Source organism: uncultured Litoreibacter sp., assembly GCF_947487515.1.
Taxonomy (GTDB): domain Bacteria; phylum Pseudomonadota; class Alphaproteobacteria; order Rhodobacterales; family Rhodobacteraceae; genus Litoreibacter.
Genome location: NZ_CANKWO010000004.1, coordinates 468,330 through 488,820, shown reverse-complemented (window position 1 = coordinate 488,820; position 20,491 = coordinate 468,330). Strand labels below are relative to the sequence as shown.

Below are 20,491 nucleotides of genomic sequence, written 5' to 3'. Positions count from 1 at the left end.
TGGCGCGGTTGACGGGACTCGAACCCGCGACCCCCGGCGTGACAGGCCGGTACTCTAACCAACTGAGCTACAACCGCCCGCTGCACGCCTGAACCCTCAGGCGTGGGCTGGTATTATGTCCCCACCTGCCCCCCGTCAAGCGGCGATATGGCCTGATTTGAACTATTTTACATTTCTTCGAAATCCGGCCCGAAATCACACGGTTTTACCGGCAGAATATGGATATCGCGCCAACCGCACGGGTTCACAACCTGACTGCAAGCAGTCACAGCCATCTCGGGACGATTGCGTTGGTATGTAACTGTGATCAGGGTAAATGGTGGGTCGTGAGAGGCTCGAACTCCCGACATCTTCGGTGTAAACGAAGCGCTCTACCAACTGAGCTAACGACCCGACTGGCGATCAGATACCGGATATCATGGGACGTCTGCAACCCCAAATCGCGGCTCTTTTCACGTTCTTGCAAATTTATTTTAGAACGCGTTGTACCCCGTCCTTCAAATGGAACACGACGCCCTGCCCTCCGGGCAAATCAACCATGGCGTCATCGGTTAATCCCAAGGCCACGACGCGCAACATTCGCGAGGCTATACCGTGTGTAACAAGGACTGCGGGGCCAGAGAGATCACTCAGAAACCCTTCGCATCGCGCCCGCAGTGCGGCAAAGCCTTCTCCGCCCTCTGCCTGCTCATAGAACGCCAAGGGACCATCCTCGGTCTGCTTGGGGTCCCCTGTTATCTGCAACTCATCGCGCAATCGCCCCTGCCATGCCCCTGCATCAATCTCGCACAGGCGTTCATCGGTTCGAATCTGTGCTGCAGTTCGTGCAAAAACTTCCACAGCGGTGTGCAAAGCCCGAGTTTGCGGGCTGGAAATGATATCCACGCCCGTCAGGTCCACATCGGACAGAATGCGACTTTGCGCATGGGCTTGCGTAACCCCTTTGGGCGTCAGCGGGGAATGGAGCCGTCCTTGCATCCGGCCTGATGCGTTCCATTCTGTTTCGCCATGTCGCAAAACAAATAGCTCTGGGGGGGTAAATACAGTCATGCGGCGCCTCATAAACGAAAAACGTGCCCAACGCGATATCGCTGGGCACGTTAAAATAAACTATTCATTTGTGTAGGGACAAGAAGGCGAGGTTACTCGGCCGCCTCAGACATTGGATCCTTTGGGACCGAGGCCACCGGATCTTTCAATTTGGTCCGCAAAACAACCATCTTGCCGTTTGGTGTGTCCTTCGTGCGCGCGATTTTGATCTTGCCCAAGGGGGCCAAAGACAGGTTGTATCCTTCGCGCAGGGCTTGCCCCAAGGCTTCCATGCTGGCTTCCAAAGCACGGCGGGCTTCCCCTTTTTTCATGCCTGTGTTCGAGACCATGCGCTCAACCATTTCCTTTTTGGTCAGCTCGGGGGCGTCGACTTTTGCACTTGTGGGTGCCGCGGCATCAATGGATTTGCCCTCAGGTTTCTTAGTTGAGACCACTGTCGCTTTGGGGGCGCTCTTTTTGGCAGCCGCCTTGGGTGTGGTACTCGCGGCGCGTGTGGTCGAACGTTTTGTCTTTTTGGTTTTGGTCGGTGTTGGTTTACTGGCCATGTAATCGCTCGATCCTGCAATGAATGAATGGGACCAAGATACCAAGCCAATCCCATTTGCACCACAGGATTGTTTCCTAAATGGAAATTATGTGGATTTTACGCCAACAAGCGCGAGTAGAGCAGCAGGCCAAATTGCTCCAAACTGCGCGATGCCTTTGGCCATATTGCCGCCCAAGCCAGTGGATCCAGACCCGCCCCTTTTTGCAAAGTCGCCAAATCTCGACGGCCATCCACACCCGCCAATATCGGGGCCGCCGCTTTGGCGATTTCGACCTGATGCGTCACCCCGTTCAACGTCACCGGAATGGCGCCCTTTGCGACCACCGCCTTTGCCAAAGCCCTTGCATTCATGCCTTTGAGATGTGGGATCGCGCGCCCAGTTTGCCCCGCCGTCCGCATAGCCGCACTTTTGGGGCGTGCATAGACAACATGGGTCTTGATCGTGCCATCCAGTTTTTCGGCCAAGGCCATAGCGGCCGCATCATCCAGCGCGTCAGAGCGTGCCGCAAAGCGGCGAAGATCGTAAAGATAGGGTTGCGGCACCCCTGCAAACTGCAAACCCGACTGATCTAGCGCCTCTAGAAGCTGATCAATCCCATAGGGGCGATCTTGCGAGTGCAACAAAAGGTCGTAAAAGCCCGCGTCGCTTTGTTTGTGGTCCACCAAATGCGGGTTTCGCTTGAACGGGTGATTGTCGGGCAAAGCCGCAAAGACGGATTTGGCCATTTTCAATTGATCCTCGGGAGGCAGGCCTTTGGTTAACGCGCCGAAGGCCTCTTGCAGCGGGTAGACCCCTGTGCGCCCATAGGGTGCATATACCATCACCCCGATCCCGCCGTCTGGGTGAAGGGCCGCAGACAGCGCGTCAAATCCAGCCTGTGGATCCGGCAGGTGATGCAGCACCCCACAACAGTCAATATAGTCAAAGGGCCCGTATTTCGCGGCATCCAACAAACTGCCCGAGATGAAGGTAATTCCCGTTAGCCCGCGCATCTTGGCGCGCGCCTCCGCGATCTCCCGCGAGGCGCTGGACAGATCGATATAGGTAATTTCATAGGCCTTCTTCGCCGTCGTCAAAACCTGCGCCAGTTGAATAAGCGCATCGCCTGTTCCCCCTCCGGCGACAAGTATTCTTGTCGTAGCGGACCAATCACGCATCCCTCCAAACAGATGGTGATCCATCTCCAGCGGATGTGATGGGGACCCTGAGATCAGTCGCTTTTTCTCGTCGCGCGGGTCGCGCTGAGGGTAGGGAAATGCCTCGTATTGCGTCTTCACATCACTCATGGGGTCCCCTTCTATGTGGGCATATCTTTGCGAAGGTGAATAAACCCGCCATATGCCTGTTGCCTTTTAACCATCCAAATTCGACATGATCCATGACGTTTTTGATACAGCAGTCCCTTGGGGTCCTGCTCACACTCTCCTTATCAAGGAGATCAACGATGAAAGAGCATTACAGCGACACCCGCAAAATCGATCCGAACAAAGGCGCATATTTGGGGGATGGGAACCTGAATGACAATGATCGGGTGGAGATCGGGCCAACGGCGCTGGCGTATGGTGAGTGGGAAGCAGCAGGTCTGACACTGCCCAATCTAGAGCGAATGCGGACCTATCGCTGGAAGCGGCTGACGCAACATATCATTGATCGCGACCTTGGCGGGCTTTTGATGTTTGACCCGTTGAACATTCGCTACGCCACCGACAGCACAAATATGCAGCTTTGGAACACCCACAACCCGTTTCGCGCCGTGCTGTTGTGCGCTGATGGCTACATGGTGATCTGGGACTACAAGAACTCGCCCTTCCTGTCCGAGTTCAACCCCTTGGTCCGAGAACAGCGCAGTGGGGCGTCGATGTTCTATTTCTCAAATGGCGATAAAACCCAGCAGGCCGCATCGCAATTCGCCGCCGAAGTGGAAGACCTGATGCGTGATCATGGCGGCAGCAAGCGCCTCGCGGTGGATAAGATCATGGTTGCGGGGCTCAGGGCTTTGGAAGCGCGCGGCTTCGAGGTTCACGAAGGCGAGGAAGTGACCGAACACGCCAGATCCGTCAAAGGCCCAGACGAGATTTTGGCCATGCGCGCCGCCTGCCACGCTTGCGAAGAAGCCATGTATGTCATGGAAGACTTCGCTCGCGGCAATGGCCCAAGTGGCGCCGTGTCGGAAGATGACGTTTGGGCGGTTCTACATGCCGAAAACATCCGGCGGGGCGGCGAATGGATTGAAACGCGGCTCTTGAGTTCGGGCCCGCGAACCAACCCGTGGTTTCAAGAATGCGGCCCGCGCCTTTTGCAAAACAACGAAATCTTGGCGTTTGATACGGACTTGATCGGACCATATGGTATCTGCTGTGACATTTCTCGAACGTGGTGGATCGGGGATGCCTCCCCTCCCCGCGATATGGTTGAGGCGATGAAACACGCTGTGGAGCATATCCAGACCAATATGGACATGCTGCGACCGGGGGTCAGTATTAACGCGTTATCAGCCAACACCCATAGGTTGCACGACAAATACCAAAGGCAAAAATACGGCTGCCTGATGCATGGGGTAGGTCTGTGTGACGAATGGCCATTGGTCGCCTACCCCGACAAACATGTGGAAGGAGCCTTCGATCACGAACTGAAATCAGGCATGACCATTTGCGTCGAAGCCTTGGTCGGCGAAGTTGGCGGAGCCTTTTCCATAAAATTGGAGGATCAGGTGCTGATTACCGATAGTGGTTACGAAAATCTCACGAAATATCCATTTGATGCGGCATTGTTGGGCGAAAGCTGACACAAGTGCTCACCTTGCCGTGACAATGGCGTCCTTATCCTTGTTTGATACGCGCAACAGGCCCATTCCTATAGATAAGCAATTCGAGCAGGAGCCTAAACCCATGGGCATTGAACGTATAGACTTCACCGGACATTCCGGTGCGACATTGGCCGCGCGGTTGGATATGCCGGAAGGACCTCATTTGGCGACCGCGCTTTTCGCGCATTGCTTTACGTGCTCCAAAGATATTGCCGCGGCCAAACGTATCTCTGCGCGACTTGCAGGCATGGGGATCGCGGTGATGCGGTTTGACTTTACCGGCCTTGGTCACTCCGACGGAGAGTTTGAGAACACCACGTTTACCTCCAACGTCAATGACCTGCTTCTTGCGGCAGACCATCTGAGCAGCATTGACATGGCCCCGCAACTGTTGATCGGCCACTCCCTCGGTGGGGCCGCGATCTTGAAAGCCGCCCCGCAAATCGAGTCCGCAAAGGCCGTCGTGACCATCGGCGCGCCCTTCGATCCCGATCATGTGACGCATAATTTTCACAACGCCCTTGGTGACATCAAAGCCAATGGGGTGGGTGAGGTCATGCTGGGGGGGCGCCCTATTCGCATCGGGCGTGATTTTGTCGATGACGTCGCCGCCGAGAACCTTGCGTCCTCGATCCACAATCTGGGAAAATCCCTATTGGTTCTACATGCGCCGCTGGACGATACCGTAAGCATCGACAATGCTGCTCAAATCTTCCAAACCGCCAAACATCCCAAAAGCTTCGTCACGCTGTGCCATGCTGACCATTTGATCTCGCGGGCGCAAGATGCCGAATATGTGGCCACGGTAATCGCGGGATGGGCCTCCAAAGATTTGGACCTTCGTCCCCCTGCCCCGCCGATCGGTGCGCCGGAAGGCGTCGTCCGAGTTTCGGAAGCCGACCCGAATGGCTTTTTGCAAGATATCAACGCTGGCCCGAAACATCACGTCCAAGCAGATGAACCCTTGGCCTATGGCGGCACCAATCGCGGTATGTCCCCCTATGGGTTGCTGGCATCCGGCCTTGGGGCCTGCACGTCCATGACCATCCGGATGTATGCACGCCGCAAGAAATGGCCCCTGACCCGCGTGTGGGTGGATGTAACACATAACGCGATGCATGCCCAAGATGCGGGCGGGCCGTCCAAGATCGACCGCTTCAACCGCGAAATTCACCTAGAGGGTGATCTGGACCAAGAGCAGCGCAACCGTTTGCTGGAAATAGCCGATAAATGCCCCGTTCATAAAACCCTTGAGGCTGGGGCGGAGATCAAAACGGTCTTGGCGGATTGAGGGGCTTTTGGCTCAGTCTCGCCAAAACCTGATGTAGTAGAAGCCCGCGATCACCTCAACCACGACAGCCAGCAGGATACCGAGTCCTGCGTCCCCGCGAAGCAATTCGAACAAACCCATTGCAGCCATTCCCAATAGCGCCACGGCAAAGGTCAACGACACCACCTGACGCATCTCGTCGTTTTCGGTTTCGGATGTGACAAAGGCCAAAACCGACAGGCTCATGAACAAAATGGCGGCCCGCCTCATCATGAATTCTGAGGATGCGCTGCCCTCAATGCCAAACAACCAGAAAATCACTTCGGGCAAGAACAGAAGAATCCCTGACAGCACTGCAAAAAGCGCAAACGCTAGCTTATTAAGAACCTCAAAGCTCATTCAGCTGCCACTTCTTTCTTCGTAGCACCTTTCAACGGTTTCTTCGGCTCCAGCATCGGCTTGAGATAGTAGCCGGTATAGGACCCCTCCACCTCCGCGACTTTTTCGGGCGTGCCCGTTGCCACAACTGTACCGCCGCCGTCCCCGCCTTCGGGGCCGATGTCGATGATGTGGTCAGCCGTTTTCACCACGTCGAGGTTGTGCTCAATCACCACCACGGTGTTGCCTTGGTCTACCAGCTCATGCAGCACTTCGAGCAGCTTTTTGACGTCCTCAAAGTGCAAACCGGTTGTCGGCTCATCTAGGATATACAGCGTGCGGCCCGTAGAGCGCTTCGCCAATTCCTTGGAGAGTTTCACCCGCTGCGCCTCGCCGCCCGACAAGGTCGTCGCTTGCTGCCCTACCTTGATGTAGCCCAAGCCCACACGCATCAACGCATCCATCTTCTCACGGATAGACGGCACCGCCTTGAAGAATTCTTGCGCGTCTTCCACGGTCATGTTCAGCACATCCGCGATGGATTTGCCTTTGAACCGCACCTCCAGCGTTTCGCGGTTGTAGCGCGCGCCTTTGCAGGTTTCGCATTCCACATAGACATCCGGCAGGAAATGCATCTCGATCTTGATCACACCGTCGCCCTGACAGGCCTCGCAGCGCCCGCCCTTGACGTTGAAGCTAAACCGCCCGGGTTTGTAACCCCGCGCCTTGGATTCCGGCATGCCGGCGAACCAATCGCGGATCGGGGTAAAGGCGCCAGTATATGTCGCAGGGTTGGAGCGCGGCGTGCGCCCGATGGCGCGCTGGTCAATGTCGATCACCTTATCTAGGTGCTCTAGACCTTTGATCGTCTCGCAGGGCGCTGGCGTTTGGCGTGCGCCGTTCAAAGTCATCGACGCGGTCTTAAACAATGTCTCGATGGTCAGCGTAGACTTGCCCCCGCCCGAAACCCCCGTGACGCAGACGAATTTGCCCAATGGGAAATCCACGGTCACATTTTGCAGGTTATTGCCCGAAGCTTTCACAACCGTCAGCTTCTTTTTGTTGCCCTTGCGCCGCTTGGCGCTAAAAGGAATTTCGCGTACGCCGGTCAGATAGTCACCGGTGATCGAGCCGCTTGCGGCAACTTCGGCAGGTGTCCCCTGCGAGACCACTTGCCCCCCATGCACCCCTGCGCCAGGTCCAATGTCAAAGACGTAGTCCGCCTCGCGAATGGCTTCCTCGTCATGTTCCACCACGATCACGGTATTGCCTTGGTCGCGCAGGTTTTTTAGCGTGGTCAAAAGCCGGTCATTGTCCCGCTGATGCAGGCCAATTGATGGCTCATCCAGCACATAAAGAACCCCCGTCAGCCCCGAGCCGATCTGGGACGCCAGCCGGATGCGCTGGCTTTCCCCGCCGGACAACGTGCCAGCGTTGCGCGACAAGGTCAAATACTCAAGGCCCACATTATTCAAGAAGCCTAAACGTTCGCGAATTTCCTTGAGAATTGCTTTCGCGATCTCGTTCTTTTGCTTGGTCAGGGTTTGCGGAACGGCGTCGCACCAATCGAAGGCCTCTTTGATCGACATCTCGACGACTTGGCCCGCGTGAAGATCTGCAATTTTGACCGCCAAGGCCTCTGCGCGCAGGCGATACCCATCGCACACGCCACATTTGCGGTTGTTCTGATAGCGTTCAAATTCTTCGCGAATCCAGTTGCTGTCTGTCTCGCGGTAGCGGCGTTCCATATTGGGGATCACCCCCTCAAAACTGCGCGTCACTTGGTACACCCGCCCAGCCTCATCATAGCGGAAGGGGATTTCATCGTCCCCCGAGCCATAAAGGAACACTTGCTTCACATGTGCATCAAGATCTTTCCAAGGGGTGTTTTTGTCGAACTCATAGTGATCCGCAATTGCCTCGATGGTTTGCAAGAAATAGGGGCTTTTTCCTTTGCGCCATGGGGCCAAAGCGCCGTCGTAAAGTTTCAGGCTTTGATCGGGCACCACGAGGCGTTCGTCAAAGAACAACTCGACCCCAAGCCCGTCGCATTCGGGGCAGGCTCCGAAAGGGGCATTGAACGAGAACAGACGCGGCTCGATCTCGGGGATGGTGAACCCTGATACCGGACAGGCAAATTTCTCGGAGAATGTGATGCGCTCCGGCTCGCCTTCCTTGGGGGCGGTCTCCAAAATGGCAATGCCGTCGGCCAGATCCAGCGCCGTGCGCAAGCTGTCTGCCAGACGGGTTTCCAGCCCTTCGCGCACCACGATCCGGTCCACGACCACATCAATGTCATGGCGAAACTTCTTGTCCAATGTCGGTGCATTCTCGAGCTCGTAGAACGCACCATCCACCTTCACCCGCTGAAAGCCGGATTTGGCCAGTTCTTGGAATTCCTTGCGGTACTCGCCTTTGCGATCACGGATGATCGGGGCCAAAAGGTAGCCACGCGTCCCCTCCTCCATCGCCATGATCCGGTCAACCATGTCTTGGACTTGCTGCGCCTCAATGGGCTTTCCCGTTGCGGGACTATAGGGCGTTCCAATGCGTGCAAACAGCAGGCGCATATAGTCGTAAATTTCGGTGACTGTCCCCACCGTGGAGCGTGGGTTCTTGGAGGTGGTCTTTTGCTCAATCGAAATCGCAGGTGACAGGCCGGATATGTGATCCACATCCGGTTTTTGCATCATATCAAGGAATTGGCGCGCATAGGCCGACAATGATTCCACATAGCGACGCTGCCCCTCGGCATAGATCGTGTCGAAGGCCAAAGACGACTTTCCAGAGCCGGACAAGCCCGTGATAACCACAAGTTGGTCGCGCGGAATATCCACGTCGATGCTTTTGAGATTATGTTCGCGCGCGCCGCGCACTTCGATGTTCTTCAACTCGGCCATAGTGTCCATCCCAGATGCATTGCGCCACACATAAGCCGTCTGGCGGAAGGTTCCAATCGGTTATCAGAACATTAAGCGAACATCTACAAATTTATTTGATCTTCGCCCGCAAAACCCGCGTAAAAATGAATCCCAATGTGCAAAACAGCGACATGAGCACACAAACCCCGCCCAGCCCCGCTTGATCATAGGCCAACGCGAATAAGGGCGTACCGAAGGTCGTCCCAATATTCCCAAGCTGGGCGATGCCGCCGGTGGCGCGCGCGCGATCGGTTGGGCTGTCGTTGAAATATGCAATCGCAGCAAAGGACGCAGCCGGGATCAAAGACATCACCAAGAACAGCCCGAACAACGACCAAAGCGCCGGACTGGTCAGATAAACGATAGCACTGGCGACAATCGTGGCGGTGAACCCTATTGCAACCAAACGATCTGGAGGAATACGTTTTCCCAGATAGCCCCCGAACAATGTCCCTGCGATGCTGATCAATGGCAGCGTCGTCACCACCCAAACCGATAGACCCAAGGCGTCCGGCAGGATCGCCAGTAAGGAAATGTAGAGGATCGTGTACCAAACGAAGCCTGCCCCTGCGATCAACAGGCGTGGGTTGCTATAGATTTCGCGGTGTTCCGCCAAATAATGCACAGGAACCGGCGAAGTGATGCGTTGCGCCGGCAGCAGGGGATACAGAATGGCCGCGATGACAAACATCCCCGTCCCATGTGCCACAAACACCGCCGACAACCCGTTATACGCAAGGAGATACGGCAGCAGCACCGCCAGAACCGCCATAGACATCCCAAAAAATGACGCCCAAATCGCCATGACCACGGGTCTGTCTTCCAGCGTAGAGATACTTGCCATCATCGTGGGGGCCGCCACCACAATCGCGAGATGAGAAAGACCTTCCAAGGCTCTAAAGACCGAAAAAACATATATATTTGGCAGAGTTGCTTCCAAGAGAGACATCACGCCCCCCCAGACCAGCGCTATGATCAAAGCCCGCGCAATACCAATGCGTGCGACGACAGATCCGGCGACGGCCCCCAAAGCGATACCAACGATACCAACAATGGAAATCAACACAGGCACAAACGCCCCGCCCTCTGGATAGAGGGAGCGCAGTTCCGACAATGTCAGCGCCAGCTTGCCAAACTGGGCCGCAGCAAACAATCCAGCCAAAAGCAAGACGAATACGAGGACCCAATTTGTTCTATGAGGTGTCATTGGTGAAGTCATGCGCTGGTAAGGGAACGGCGTCAATCGGCATATTCGGTGACGAATGGCGCACAAGTTTCCTCGCGCGCCATCGAAAGTTTCAAGCGCAGCGAAAGCGGCCCCTTTCGGTCAAACCACGCTAGAAGTGAAGCGCACGACCATAGGCGTCCAGCACCGATTCATGCATCATCTCTGACAGTGTGGGATGTGGGAAAACCGTGTTCATCAGGTCTTCTTCCGTGGTCTCCAATGTGCGGCCGATCACATAGCCTTGGATCAGCTCGGTGACTTCTGCACCGACCATATGCGCGCCTAGTAGCTCTCCGGTTTTTTCGTCGAAAATGGTTTTGACCATGCCCTCTGGATCACCCAACGCGATGGCCTTACCGTTCCCAATGAAGGGGAAGCGGCCCACTTTTACTTTGTATCCCGCCTCTTTCGCTTGTTCTTCTGTGAAGCCGACCGAGGCCACCTGCGGGTGACAATAGGTACAGCCAGCAATGCTTTCCGGGCGCACGGGATGGACATCTTTCTTGCCGGAAATGAATTCGGCAACCATCACCCCCTCATGCGACGCCTTATGTGCCAACCACGGAGCACCCGCGATATCCCCAATGGCATACAGCCCTTCGACGCCGGTACGGCAGTGGTCGTCGACGACGACATGGGTGCGGTCAATCTTGACACCCAAGGCTTCCAAGCCAAGACCTTCCACATTGCCCACAATGCCCACCGCCGAAATCACAGTGTCGAATTCGGCCGTCTCGACCTTCCCTTTGGTCTCGATATGGGCCGTCACCTTGCCTTTGCCGCGGTCCAGCTTTTTAACCATGGTGTTCTCCATGATCTTCATGCCCTGTTTGACGAACTGTTTCTTGGCAAAGGCAGAAATCTCTGCGTCTTCAACCGGCAGCACGCGGTCCATGACTTCGACGACCGTCGTGTCGCAACCCAAGGTGTTATAGAAGCTGGCGAACTCGATGCCGATAGCCCCCGACCCAATAACCAGCAACTTTTTGGGCATCCGTGGTGGCGTAAGTGCGTGGCGGTATGTCCAGACCAGATCGCCGTCAGCCTCTAGACCTGGAAGCTCACGAGCCCGCGCGCCGGTCGCAAGAATGATATTCTTGGCTGTTAGTTCCTCTGTGCCTTTGTCGGTTTTAACGGACACCTTCCCTTTGGCGGGAAGAGTTGCTTCGCCCATAATGGTTGTGATTTTGTTCTTTTTCATCAAGTGACTGACGCCACCCGCAAGCTGCTTGGCCACGCCCCGCGACCGACTGACAACGGCGTCAAGGTCATAGCTGATGCCATCGGCCTTCAACCCGAAATCTTTGGCGCGCTCCATCAGGTGGAACACTTCGGAAGAGCGCAGCAGCGCTTTCGTCGGCAAACAGCCCCAGTTCAGGCAAATGCCGCCTAGGTTTTCACGCTCGATAATCGCGACATTCATTCCAAGCTGCGCACCACGAATGGCAGCCACATAGCCACCTGGGCCTGCGCCAATGACGATTAGATCGAAGGATTTAGCGGCCATTTTCTCTCACTCCCGAGACATTTTCAATATAGTTTAGCGTTAAACTACTTTTTACCGCCACATAAAGCAACGTAAGTTTCCGCCGCCGCCCCATGCATTTGGCGCATGGCTTCTAGGGCTTTTCAGCTTCAAGCCGTTTCAACGATTGGGCAAGAAGAACCCCAACACGATGCGTGCCCTTTCGTGACAGATGGATGCCATCCAAGGCGAAGTGACTGCGATCCGAAGGGTCGATTGCAAACTTGGAGCGAACCAGCTCCACACCGTTTAACCGCTGCGCCAGCTTTATCTGCCTGTTGGTTAATTCTTTCACAACACGCTCGCATTTGGAGAACAAATTGGGACGCTCGTTGCCTTGATAGTAGGACAGCAAAATCACTTTGGGTCCGTCTTTACGGATACGATCCGCCAACTCCGGCAACACCCCTTTTGTGGCATCCTTCGAAATCAGCCTATCCAGCACCGAATTGCATCGGTTGCATCCACATTTCACAAAGAGGTCATTGGCGCCGCCGTTCACGATCACCCAATTCCAATCCCCTTTTGTGTACTGCGACGGAATTACACTGCGCGGGTTGCCTTCGCCTCCGGTCAAAAACAGCTTGGCCCCTGAAGCCGCACGGTTTTCAACCTTTCGTTTGGTCTTCTTCGCCAAAACGTGAGGAATCGAAGCGCGCTTGAAGCTCTGCCACTCCAACATGCTATCGCCAATAACGAGAATGTCGTCCTTTGCTCCGGCAAAAGACACGGATGGGGCGGCCAGAAGGAAGCAGGCCGCCACCATGAGTTGGCGTAATTTGAAGGTCACGTATTTAGAATCCTTAGGTTGCTGCCCTGACGGATTCTACAGTTGTCCCGTAACCGCCACTATTGATATAGGCGTTTTCGGTCGAGGTGGTGCGCCGGTCAAGCGCTACATTTCGATACGGGAAGCGCCCAAACTGGCGGATCACTTCTCGGTGGGCTCTGGCGTGTAACAAATTGCCCTCGCCGTGCTCTGGCATACGCGTCAAAAACAACCGCACGCAGCGCTCTTGATCAGAAACGCATTCAGAGTGCATGAGAGGCATGTAGAAGAACTGACGCGCGGGCTCGTCGATTTTCATATCCCATCTTTTGCAAATCGCGGTTTTCGCGACGGCAAGAGCCAGACGGTCAGATGCAAAAGCCTTTTCCGATCCTCTAAACATGTTCCTAGAGAACTGATCTGTAAGGATAATATATGCAAGTACTCCACTTGGGTAGGTCAACCACATGGACAGTCCGCCCTGCATGGCATTCTGCCAAACTGGCTCGAACCGATCGCGGATTTCAGCGTCAAGCGCCTCTCCTCCCGCGTACCAACCCTTTTCCCCCTGCTCGTCCAGCCAAAAGCTAAGAACTTCTTCAGGTGTAGACATGGCAATTCCTCCTGTGCCGCTGCCCCAAGTGTTAATAAAAATGTTACAATCTAAAACAAAGACCGCAAGCCTTTTTCCAACACATCCTTAACTTGGGGATTCTTCGGCAACACTCTCGGAGGCTTCAGCGATTTCTTCAGCGGCCTCAACATATACTTCTTGCGCCACTTCGGCGATGAATGGCGTCGAGCCTGGGCCCACGGCCGCATATGGAACGGCCTCATAGTCGTTTTCTTCTGCATAGAAAGACACGCGCTGCGTCATGCGGAAGGCCGCGTAAAGCGTCGTCGCCAACATCGTCACCAGAATAATCAACCAAAAGCCCTGCGCGCCAAATTGCGTCATCAGCCACCCTGTCAAAACCGGACCCGCAATGGCCCCCACGCCATTGATGAACAACAACCCGCCTGACGCGCCTGCCATATCGTCTGGCTCCAGATAGTCATTGGTATAGGCGATCAGCAGCGCATATAGCGGGTTTGTCATGCCCCCGATCATAAAGGCGCAGCCCAGCAAAACTGGGAAATAGGCGCCAAAGGCCCAAGCGATCGCAGCCGCCAATGTGGCCACCGCCGACACAATAAAGATCAAGACCCGTCGGTCCATCCGGTCCGACAGCCACCCGATGGGGAATTGCAGCACCATGGCGCCGACAAAAATCGAGGACACGAAGATCGAAATCTGTGCGACAGAAAATCCGGCATTCGTTCCATAAACCGCGGACATCCCGAACTGCGCCGAGAACACTCCGCCCAGCATGAACATGCCAATCACCCCAAGCGGGGAAATTCGATACAGGTCGCGAAAGCTCAATTGCCGCGTTGTCCCAAATGACGGAGTTGGCGTAACCGACAGTAAAATCGGCGCAAAGGAAATAGAGACCAACACCGAGGGGATCACAAACAGGATAAACCCACCCGGATCGGCCACATTCAGCAACCCTTGTGCCGCAACAATGCCCCCCATCTGCACGATCATGTAAAGGGACAGCGCCTGACCGCGGGTCTCGTTTGACGCGGAGTTATTGAGCCAGCTTTCAGCCGTTACATACACCCCAGAGATGCAAAACCCGATCACAACCCGCAAAACAATCCACGCAATTGGATGCGTGACTGCGGGATACAGGATCAAGGCCGCAGAGATAAAGGACGCCAAAGCCGCAAATACGCGCACGTGCCCCACGCGTTGAATGAAATTCGGGGCCATGCGCGACCCACCAAGAAACCCCAAAAAGTAACCTGACGTAATCAGCGCCAACTCAAAGGTGCTGAAACCCTCAATGCCGCCCCTGACGCCAATCAACGACCCTTGCAAGCCATTGCCAACCATCAGCAGCATCATGCCCAAGAGCAAGGCCCAAGAGGACTTCAGAACTTCTACCATAACGCGAATCCAATATCTCAAATTGAGCGGAATATTCGCCCCAGTTAGACCAGCATTGACGTCAAGAAACCGTCAACCACGACCACATTAGTCCAAATACGTCACCAATTTTATGGCAAGAGCAACGATGAATCCCCATAAGAGAAAAACCGGTATTCCTGCGCAATCGCATGGTCATATATTTCGCGAATTCTGTGCTGCCCCATCAGCGCCGACACCAACATCATCAAGGTCGATTTGGGCAGGTGAAAATTGGTCATCAACGCATCGGCAATTTTGAAAGAAAACCCGGGGTAGATGAATATCTCGGTCTCTCCCTGCCACGGCGCTATTTGCCCCTGCGCGGTCGCAGCACTTTCGATCAGGCGCAAGGCAGTGGTTCCAACCGGAATGACGCGGCGCCCCTGTTCTTTGGCCCTTGATATCTGCGCCGCAGCCTTTGCCGTGACCTGCCCCCATTCCGCGTGCATCTTATGGGTTTTAACGTCGTCCACTTTGACCGGCAGGAAGGTTCCTGCACCTACGTGAAGGGTGACATGCGCAAACTCGACACCTTTTGTCTCCAAAGCCGCCAGAAGCGCCGTGTCGAAATGCAACGAGGCCGTCGGGGCCGCCACCGCCCCCGTCGTTTTGGCAAACACCGTTTGATAGTCGGTCTTATCTTGTGCATCAGCCGCGCGTTTTGCCGCGATATATGGGGGCAACGGCATTTGACCGGCCAAGGCCAAAGCATCGTCAAATTCCTGCCCATGCCGGTTAAACGACAATAATGCCTGCCCGTCAGCACGCGAGACCAGCTCTGCTTCCAATCCTGCCGCAAAGGTAATCAGCTCGCCATCGCGCACCTTGCGCAATGGCTTCACCAGTGCCCGCCATGCCCCTTCCGGCGTGGGCGACAATAGCGTCACCTCCATTTTCGACAGGTTTCCTTCCCTGTCACGGTGCCCGAACAGGCGCGCGGGAATAACCTTTGTGTCATTCAGCACCAAAAGGTCCCCCTCACGAAGGTATTCCACCAAATCGGTGACACTTCGGTCGACGAGACGGTCCGGCGTGGCCACCAAGAGTTTAGACGCGCTGCGCGGCACCGCTGGGCGCGTGGCAATCAAATTCTCGGGCAACTCGAAGTCGAAGTCGGCAAGTTTCATAGGGGTGATCTCAATTTTTCAACTTAGGCGGCGGCTGACGGAAGATTTCGCGAAATATTCCAGGTGTTAGAACCGACAGCGGGTTCACCCCAACCTTTGGTCCATCCGCAGAGCCTTTAAGCGTGTAGTTGAAGCCAAACAAGCCCTCCCCTTTGCGCGGAGAGAACAACGCCCCGAACAACCCGTTCACCGCATAGATCGGGGACACCACTCCGCGCATATCCATTCGCCGCGTGTTGGTGTTAAAGACCCCGTCCATAGTGATCCCCATCGACGGCCCAACAGCCGAGGAGCGCCGCAAGGTCACCCCGTTTGGTGTCAACAAAAAGCGGGCTTCGGTGGTGGCAAAGACAATGCCGTCTCCGGTAAGTTGCTCAAGCAGGCCGATCACGCTCACAGCGGACAATAGGTCTGCCAAAGCAGGCGCCTTCTTTACGCGCGTGTTCTTGATCTCCAAAGAGCCCTCAAACTGCCCCGGTTTTCCGTTGGGCTGCAAAGTGAGGCTCATGTCGCCCCCGTTCACGTTCTCGAATATCCCCGACGCCGAAATCACCCGCCCGCCGTTGTCGGACAAGATACGCACCGCGGGGCCTTTGGCCGTGGGGATAACGGTGCCGCTGATCGGGGCCTTGCCGTTCAGGTTCGCGGTGAATGTGCCGTCAATCCCTTTGTCGTTGCGAAAGCTGCCACGAAATTGGTCCAACGCTATCGTGTCGGTCACCACCAGCCGGTCCAGCTGGAACTCCAAAGGCGGTCCTGCGGCGCTGCTGCCGCCGGTGGTGACACCAAATTTACGAATGTCGATGGTGCCCCCTTTGATCACCACCTGCGGCTGTCGGTTCCCACCGCGTCCGATGATATCCACTTTCGAATTCAGCTTCCCTGCCACCTTCAGCGGGTTGAACACTGCTCGGTCCAATCCGCCGCCGTTGGGCTTCAAGGTAACCGCCCCTTTGGCTTGAAGTCCGCCTGCATTTATCGTGACATTATTCACCTTTGGCGTATCTCCAAGGGTGAGGTCCAAGGCCATCGATCCGGTTGCGGATCGCTGCTTGCTCCAACCTAAGGCGGGGATACTCAGGCCCACGCCCTTCAGATTGGAGGTCAACCGCGCAGCCGGTGCCGAGCCTTGCACCAAGGTAATGTCCATATTGGCACGCCCCCTGCCCGACACGCTGCCTTTGGGCAGGCCTACGTTGAAGACACCCAACATCTGGGGCGATAGTTCGATCGAGCCTGCGACCTTGCTGGTTTTGCCGGTTCCGGCCCCAATTTTTCGCGACCAGACGACATCCATTGGTATTCCGTCGATCGTCCCTTGCCCGCTTATGGATAAATCTCCGCCACCCGCCAGAACCTCCATATTAGGCGAGCGAAGCGCGCGCCCGTTGACCAAAGTATCCGACACCACATCACGTACATCAGCAGCCACGACATATCCCACGTCGTTGATTTCCACTTTTCTCTTGAGCGGCACCGTCAACCGGCTCGAGATTGTCGCCGTGCCAGTCGCAACATCAGGTGTCAGCCCTGACTTTGACAAAAACTCAAACGGTTTTTCATCCAACAGATGAAGGGCCGCCGAGGCGGGGCCCTCCAAAGTGAGGTCAAAAACGCCCACAGCCGGTTTCGCAACCATGTTGGGAATTTCCATCACCGACCCGCCCGCCTGCAGCACCCCCGCCTCGCCGGCGCTGACATGTCCTTTCATCAGGCTCAAGTTGAACGCATTTCCCAATATCGACGCGTAACCGCTGGCATTCTCCACTGGGGGTAAGGTTTTCAGATATCTGACCTTGGCTTCCGAGAAATCAAAGCTGACAGCGGCGGACGGGCGTTCTTCTGGTACGATGCGAAGGGCTGCATGGGCATTTTTCATCCGCCCGCTTTGGATGTTGTCGGTCAGCCATTTTCGCGTCAGTTTCACTGCGTTTTCAGGCCATAGGGCCATCAATTGCTGATGCTCGATCTCATCGATGCTTGCATCCAACGAAACCGCCCAACCTTTGGGCAACACATTGACTGCGCCCTTTGCCACAAGCTCCGCGCCTTCATTGCGCAGCACCAATTGACCGATATCAAGAGCCAGAGTTTTAGGGCTATATCGCAAATCCAGCGCGCCATCGTCAAAGGTCACCGGTGCCTCAAACATCCCTTCAGGCGCCAGACGAACATCCGAGAACCGCAATTGTCCCAACAAGGTTTCGGGGATGCCAGCGACAAAGTCCCGCAAGTCGGCGTGGCCCGTGGCGTTGAGGCGCATTTGCGGTGAATCGAGCAGTATTTGATCAAACAACAAGCGCCCAGTGGCCGCCTCGTAGCGCAGATAGCTTTTCGCGGAGTTGAAGGGCACAGGCTTGGCCTGCTCGGTTGGACGCAATACTCCCTTTGCCAAATCTAGCGTGCCTGCGAGGCTGGCGATTTGGCCGGTTTCGTCGATTTCCGCCGTCAGCGCGCCCGATGCCGGTGCATCCAGAACCTCCAGAAAGTTCAAGGCGGCAACCTGCGCGGCCAAATCGCGGGCGCGCAAATCTGTGAATTTCCCAACCAGTCGCGCCCCGTCGGCCCCTTTTGCCTTATCTGCCGCAAAGAACAACTGCGCGGGTGGTCCATTTGGTTGATCCAGCTGGAAGGAGACATTCAACGCCAAAACATGTTCGCTGTTGGTAATCTTCAGCGCACCTTGCTCAACCGCGGTCACCTCGCCAGAGCGTTCATCAGACATGCGAATGGTCAAACTATCGGCACTGGCCTCCTCCAGCTCCTTCATCCACGGCTCTTCGAGCCATAGGTCTATTTGGCGTAAGACATCGGCCATGGACCCCGCTTCAACCTGCTGAGCCCCCATCTGCGCCCCGAACGCCAGTTCGATCTGGCCGTTTTTGTCACGGGTCAATTCCAGAACTGCGCCTTCCAGCTCGATCGTTTCAAGCTTCACCCGCCCCAGCAATAACTCTGAGGTATCAAGTTTGCTGCGCAGATTGGGCAACACCAAGATCGGGGCGTCTTCATTGTTGTAAACAGCCACACCGGTCACATCGATCGTGGGGCGGTAGGCGTCGTCCCGTAATCCAATGGAAATCGTCTCTAGCGAAATGCGCTCCGAGACGAATTCGGCGTTCAACTGGGTCTCTACTTTATCAACGGCCCATTGCGGCAAGGTAACACTGCGCCCCAATATCGACCACACTGCCAAAACAGCCACGACCAATACCACCGTGAGCAAAATGCCAAGCGCTGACATTACCCCCGCAAATAACCGGCGCTTCGGGCGATGATGGTGGTGCCGATGTGTGGGCGGCATTGTGGCCATGCCCTCAGCGTCAGCTTCGGCCCGAGCCTCCCCTTCTTGCTCTTCCTCTGCCGGAAGCACATCGTCCTCAATCTGCGTGGCGTCGTCTGCCATGCCACCTCTTCATTTCACATCATCCGCAAGCGGTTGCGTTTGGGCCTTTATCTTTACATATAGCGCCCTACCCTTGGCGACACATCAATTCTACCTCAAAGGACCAATTCCCTATGACACAAGTTGGCGAGATGGCCCCCGACTTCACTTTGCCACGCGATGGTGGCGACAATATTACCCTGTCCAAGCTGCGCCCCTCGATGGTCGTTGTCTATTTCTACCCCAAGGATAACACACCTGGATGCACCAAACAGGCCATTGGGTTCACTGAGCATATGCAAGCATTTAGGGATGCGGGTTGCGAAATCATCGGGATATCCAAAGATAGCGTTAAAAAGCACGATAATTTTCGGGCAAAGCACGCTTTGGAAGTCATTTTGGCCTCCGACGCCGACAGTGACGTCTGTGAGCAATACGGCGTTTGGAAAGAGAAAAGCATGTATGGCAAGACGTTCATGGGGATTGAGCGCTCTACCTTTTTGATCGGCGGCGACGGTGTTGTTGTGCAAGAATGGCGCAAGGTTCGGGTCGCGGATCATGTTGAGGCGGTGCTTGACGCGGTGAAATCGCAATGACGATGACCCTGCGCGACATGGCGATGACCGTGTTGACCACGGCGGATCCGATCCAGAAAACGGCGGCCTCACGTCAGTTTGCGCAGATTTGGCGAGACGCGCGCAAGGCGGGGGAAGCAATTCCGCTTGGCTCAGCCCAGCCCCCCGACACCCCCGCACGCCCCGCGCAGCCCGAACTTTTGGCCCCCCGCGACGTGCCAACCCGCAAACCCGGAACCCCTGAAGGGCGTGCGGCGATGCTACATGCCATCGCACATATCGAGCTGAACGCCGTTGACCTGCATTGGGACGTGATTGCCCGCTATGGCCACGTGGATTTCCCCCTTGGTTTTTACGACGACTGGGTGCAAGCCGCGGACGATGAATCCAAACATTTCAACCTGATGGAGGACTGTCTTCAACAACGCGGCAGCCATTACGGCGCCCTCCCTGCCCATGCTGGGATGTGGGCATCTGCTGTCGATACAGCGGATGATATCATGGGGCGTTTGGCCGTGGTTCCCATGGTTCTGGAGGCGCGCGGGCTGGATGTCACTCCGGGAATGATAAAGCTGTTTAAACAGGCCAAGGACACGGCCGCCGTTGAAGCGCTAGAGGTTATCTACGCCGAAGAAGTTGCGCATGTGGCCTATGGCTCTCGCTGGTTTCATTTCCTGTGTGGTCGAGAAAACCTTGACCCTACGCCGACGTTTCATCAGCTTGTGCGCAAATACTTCCACGGGCAACTCCGCCCCCCCTTCAACGAAGAAAAACGGGCAGAGGCTGGTATCGCGCCTGATTTTTACTGGCCTTTGGTAGATCAACCCCAAGGGTGATCAGTGGATCGGCAAAAACCTGCCAGTGTGAGCGTTATCCGGTGAGAAGCCGCCAC

The 20,491-nt window shown here is 55.7% G+C and carries 16 protein-coding genes and 2 tRNA genes; 4 read left to right on the top strand and 14 right to left on the bottom strand.

From position 1 onward, the window contains the following. The 5 genes from Q0746_RS16260 to Q0746_RS16240 form a co-directional block, all read right to left on the bottom strand. Positions 1–77, bottom strand: a tRNA-Asp gene (locus Q0746_RS16260). 240 nt (positions 78–317) lie between these two features. Then, positions 318–393: transfer RNA gene (locus Q0746_RS16255), tRNA-Val, on the bottom strand. Positions 394–468: 75 nt separating this feature from the next. Then, on the bottom strand, positions 469–1,050 hold the full coding sequence (locus Q0746_RS16250) for a histidine phosphatase family protein (RefSeq protein WP_298262140.1): 582 nt from the start codon (positions 1,048–1,050) through the stop codon (positions 469–471). A 92-nt stretch (positions 1,051–1,142) separates the two neighbouring features. Further along, on the bottom strand, positions 1,143–1,595 hold the full coding sequence (locus Q0746_RS16245; RefSeq protein ID WP_298262139.1) for an HU family DNA-binding protein: 453 nt from the start codon (positions 1,593–1,595) through the stop codon (positions 1,143–1,145). 98 nt (positions 1,596–1,693) lie between these two features. Further along, positions 1,694–2,884 (bottom strand): class I SAM-dependent methyltransferase, encoded by a 1,191-nt coding sequence (locus tag Q0746_RS16240; RefSeq protein WP_298262138.1) that lies wholly within the window; start codon positions 2,882–2,884, stop codon positions 1,694–1,696. 158 nt (positions 2,885–3,042) lie between these two features. On the opposite strand from Q0746_RS16240, the gene dddP reads away from it, so the two are divergent. Both dddP and Q0746_RS16230 read left to right on the top strand, forming a co-directional pair. Then, positions 3,043–4,383, top strand: a complete 1,341-nt coding sequence (dddP, locus tag Q0746_RS16235) for a dimethylsulfonioproprionate lyase DddP (protein ID WP_298262137.1) — start codon at positions 3,043–3,045, stop codon at positions 4,381–4,383. Between the two features lie 103 nt (positions 4,384–4,486). Further along, positions 4,487–5,695: a bifunctional alpha/beta hydrolase/OsmC family protein gene (locus tag Q0746_RS16230; RefSeq protein WP_298262136.1), complete on the top strand. Its 1,209-nt coding sequence runs from the start codon at positions 4,487–4,489 to the stop codon at positions 5,693–5,695. 12 nt (positions 5,696–5,707) lie between these two features. Here Q0746_RS16230 and Q0746_RS16225 read toward each other — a convergent pair whose 3' ends face one another. The 9 genes from Q0746_RS16225 to Q0746_RS16185 form a co-directional block, all read right to left on the bottom strand. Next, a complete protein-coding gene (locus tag Q0746_RS16225) occupies positions 5,708–6,073 on the bottom strand; it encodes a hypothetical protein (RefSeq protein WP_298262135.1) in 366 nt (121 codons plus the stop codon). Continuing rightward, entirely contained in the window at positions 6,070–8,952 is a 2,883-nt protein-coding gene (gene uvrA, locus Q0746_RS16220; protein WP_298262134.1) for an excinuclease ABC subunit UvrA, read from the bottom strand. The genes Q0746_RS16225 and uvrA overlap by 4 nt, the downstream gene beginning before the upstream one ends. Positions 8,953–9,043: 91 nt before the next feature. Next, positions 9,044–10,180 (bottom strand): MFS transporter, encoded by a 1,137-nt coding sequence (locus tag Q0746_RS16215; protein ID WP_298262133.1) that lies wholly within the window; start codon positions 10,178–10,180, stop codon positions 9,044–9,046. A 130-nt stretch (positions 10,181–10,310) separates the two neighbouring features. Then, positions 10,311–11,708 carry a dihydrolipoyl dehydrogenase gene (lpdA, locus tag Q0746_RS16210; RefSeq protein ID WP_298262132.1) on the bottom strand — a complete coding sequence of 466 codons (1,398 nt, stop codon included), beginning with the start codon at positions 11,706–11,708 and terminating at the stop codon, positions 10,311–10,313. 112 nt (positions 11,709–11,820) lie between these two features. Next, a complete protein-coding gene (locus Q0746_RS16205) occupies positions 11,821–12,516 on the bottom strand; it encodes an SGNH/GDSL hydrolase family protein (protein ID WP_298262131.1) in 696 nt (231 codons plus the stop codon). Between the two features lie 13 nt (positions 12,517–12,529). Continuing rightward, positions 12,530–13,108, bottom strand: a complete 579-nt coding sequence (locus Q0746_RS16200) for a DUF924 family protein (RefSeq protein WP_298262130.1) — start codon at positions 13,106–13,108, stop codon at positions 12,530–12,532. A gap of 87 nt (positions 13,109–13,195) precedes the next feature. Further along, on the bottom strand, positions 13,196–14,491 hold the full coding sequence (locus Q0746_RS16195; RefSeq protein WP_298262129.1) for an MFS transporter: 1,296 nt from the start codon (positions 14,489–14,491) through the stop codon (positions 13,196–13,198). A gap of 110 nt (positions 14,492–14,601) precedes the next feature. Continuing rightward, on the bottom strand, positions 14,602–15,639 hold the full coding sequence (queA, locus tag Q0746_RS16190) for a tRNA preQ1(34) S-adenosylmethionine ribosyltransferase-isomerase QueA (RefSeq protein ID WP_298262128.1): 1,038 nt from the start codon (positions 15,637–15,639) through the stop codon (positions 14,602–14,604). Positions 15,640–15,649: 10 nt separating this feature from the next. Beyond that, positions 15,650–19,045, bottom strand: a complete 3,396-nt coding sequence (locus Q0746_RS16185) for an AsmA-like C-terminal region-containing protein (RefSeq protein ID WP_298262127.1) — start codon at positions 19,043–19,045, stop codon at positions 15,650–15,652. A 113-nt stretch (positions 19,046–19,158) separates the two neighbouring features. Between Q0746_RS16185 and bcp the strand changes: the two genes are divergently transcribed. Next, on the top strand, positions 19,159–19,620 hold the full coding sequence (bcp, locus tag Q0746_RS16180) for a thioredoxin-dependent thiol peroxidase (RefSeq protein ID WP_298262126.1): 462 nt from the start codon (positions 19,159–19,161) through the stop codon (positions 19,618–19,620). Between the two features lie 2 nt (positions 19,621–19,622). Further along, positions 19,623–20,435 carry a ferritin-like domain-containing protein gene (locus Q0746_RS16175; protein WP_298262159.1) on the top strand — a complete coding sequence of 271 codons (813 nt, stop codon included), beginning with the start codon at positions 19,623–19,625 and terminating at the stop codon, positions 20,433–20,435. Positions 20,436–20,491: the final 56 nt, after the last annotated feature.

Bases quoted from the DNA above. Each gene is read 5' to 3' on its own strand.
- dddP (WP_298262137.1), top strand. From the start codon at position 3,043: ATGAAAGAGCATTACAGCGACACCCGCAAAATCGATCCGAACAAAGGC.
- Q0746_RS16250 (WP_298262140.1), bottom strand. From the start codon at position 1,050: ATGACTGTATTTACCCCCCCAGAGCTATTTGTTTTGCGACATGGCGAA.
- Q0746_RS16230 (WP_298262136.1), top strand. From the start codon at position 4,487: ATGGGCATTGAACGTATAGACTTCACCGGACATTCCGGTGCGACATTG.
- Q0746_RS16225 (WP_298262135.1), bottom strand. From the start codon at position 6,073: ATGAGCTTTGAGGTTCTTAATAAGCTAGCGTTTGCGCTTTTTGCAGTG.
- Q0746_RS16200 (WP_298262130.1), bottom strand. From the start codon at position 13,108: ATGTCTACACCTGAAGAAGTTCTTAGCTTTTGGCTGGACGAGCAGGGG.
- queA (WP_298262128.1), bottom strand. From the start codon at position 15,639: ATGAAACTTGCCGACTTCGACTTCGAGTTGCCCGAGAATTTGATTGCC.
- Q0746_RS16185 (WP_298262127.1), bottom strand. From the start codon at position 19,045: ATGGCAGACGACGCCACGCAGATTGAGGACGATGTGCTTCCGGCAGAG.
- uvrA (WP_298262134.1), bottom strand. From the start codon at position 8,952: ATGGCCGAGTTGAAGAACATCGAAGTGCGCGGCGCGCGCGAACATAAT.
- Q0746_RS16245 (WP_298262139.1), bottom strand. From the start codon at position 1,595: ATGGCCAGTAAACCAACACCGACCAAAACCAAAAAGACAAAACGTTCG.
- bcp (WP_298262126.1), top strand. From the start codon at position 19,159: ATGACACAAGTTGGCGAGATGGCCCCCGACTTCACTTTGCCACGCGAT.
- Q0746_RS16175 (WP_298262159.1), top strand. From the start codon at position 19,623: ATGACCCTGCGCGACATGGCGATGACCGTGTTGACCACGGCGGATCCG.
- lpdA (WP_298262132.1), bottom strand. From the start codon at position 11,708: ATGGCCGCTAAATCCTTCGATCTAATCGTCATTGGCGCAGGCCCAGGT.
- Q0746_RS16240 (WP_298262138.1), bottom strand. From the start codon at position 2,884: ATGAGTGATGTGAAGACGCAATACGAGGCATTTCCCTACCCTCAGCGC.
- Q0746_RS16195 (WP_298262129.1), bottom strand. From the start codon at position 14,491: ATGGTAGAAGTTCTGAAGTCCTCTTGGGCCTTGCTCTTGGGCATGATG.
- Q0746_RS16215 (WP_298262133.1), bottom strand. From the start codon at position 10,180: ATGACACCTCATAGAACAAATTGGGTCCTCGTATTCGTCTTGCTTTTG.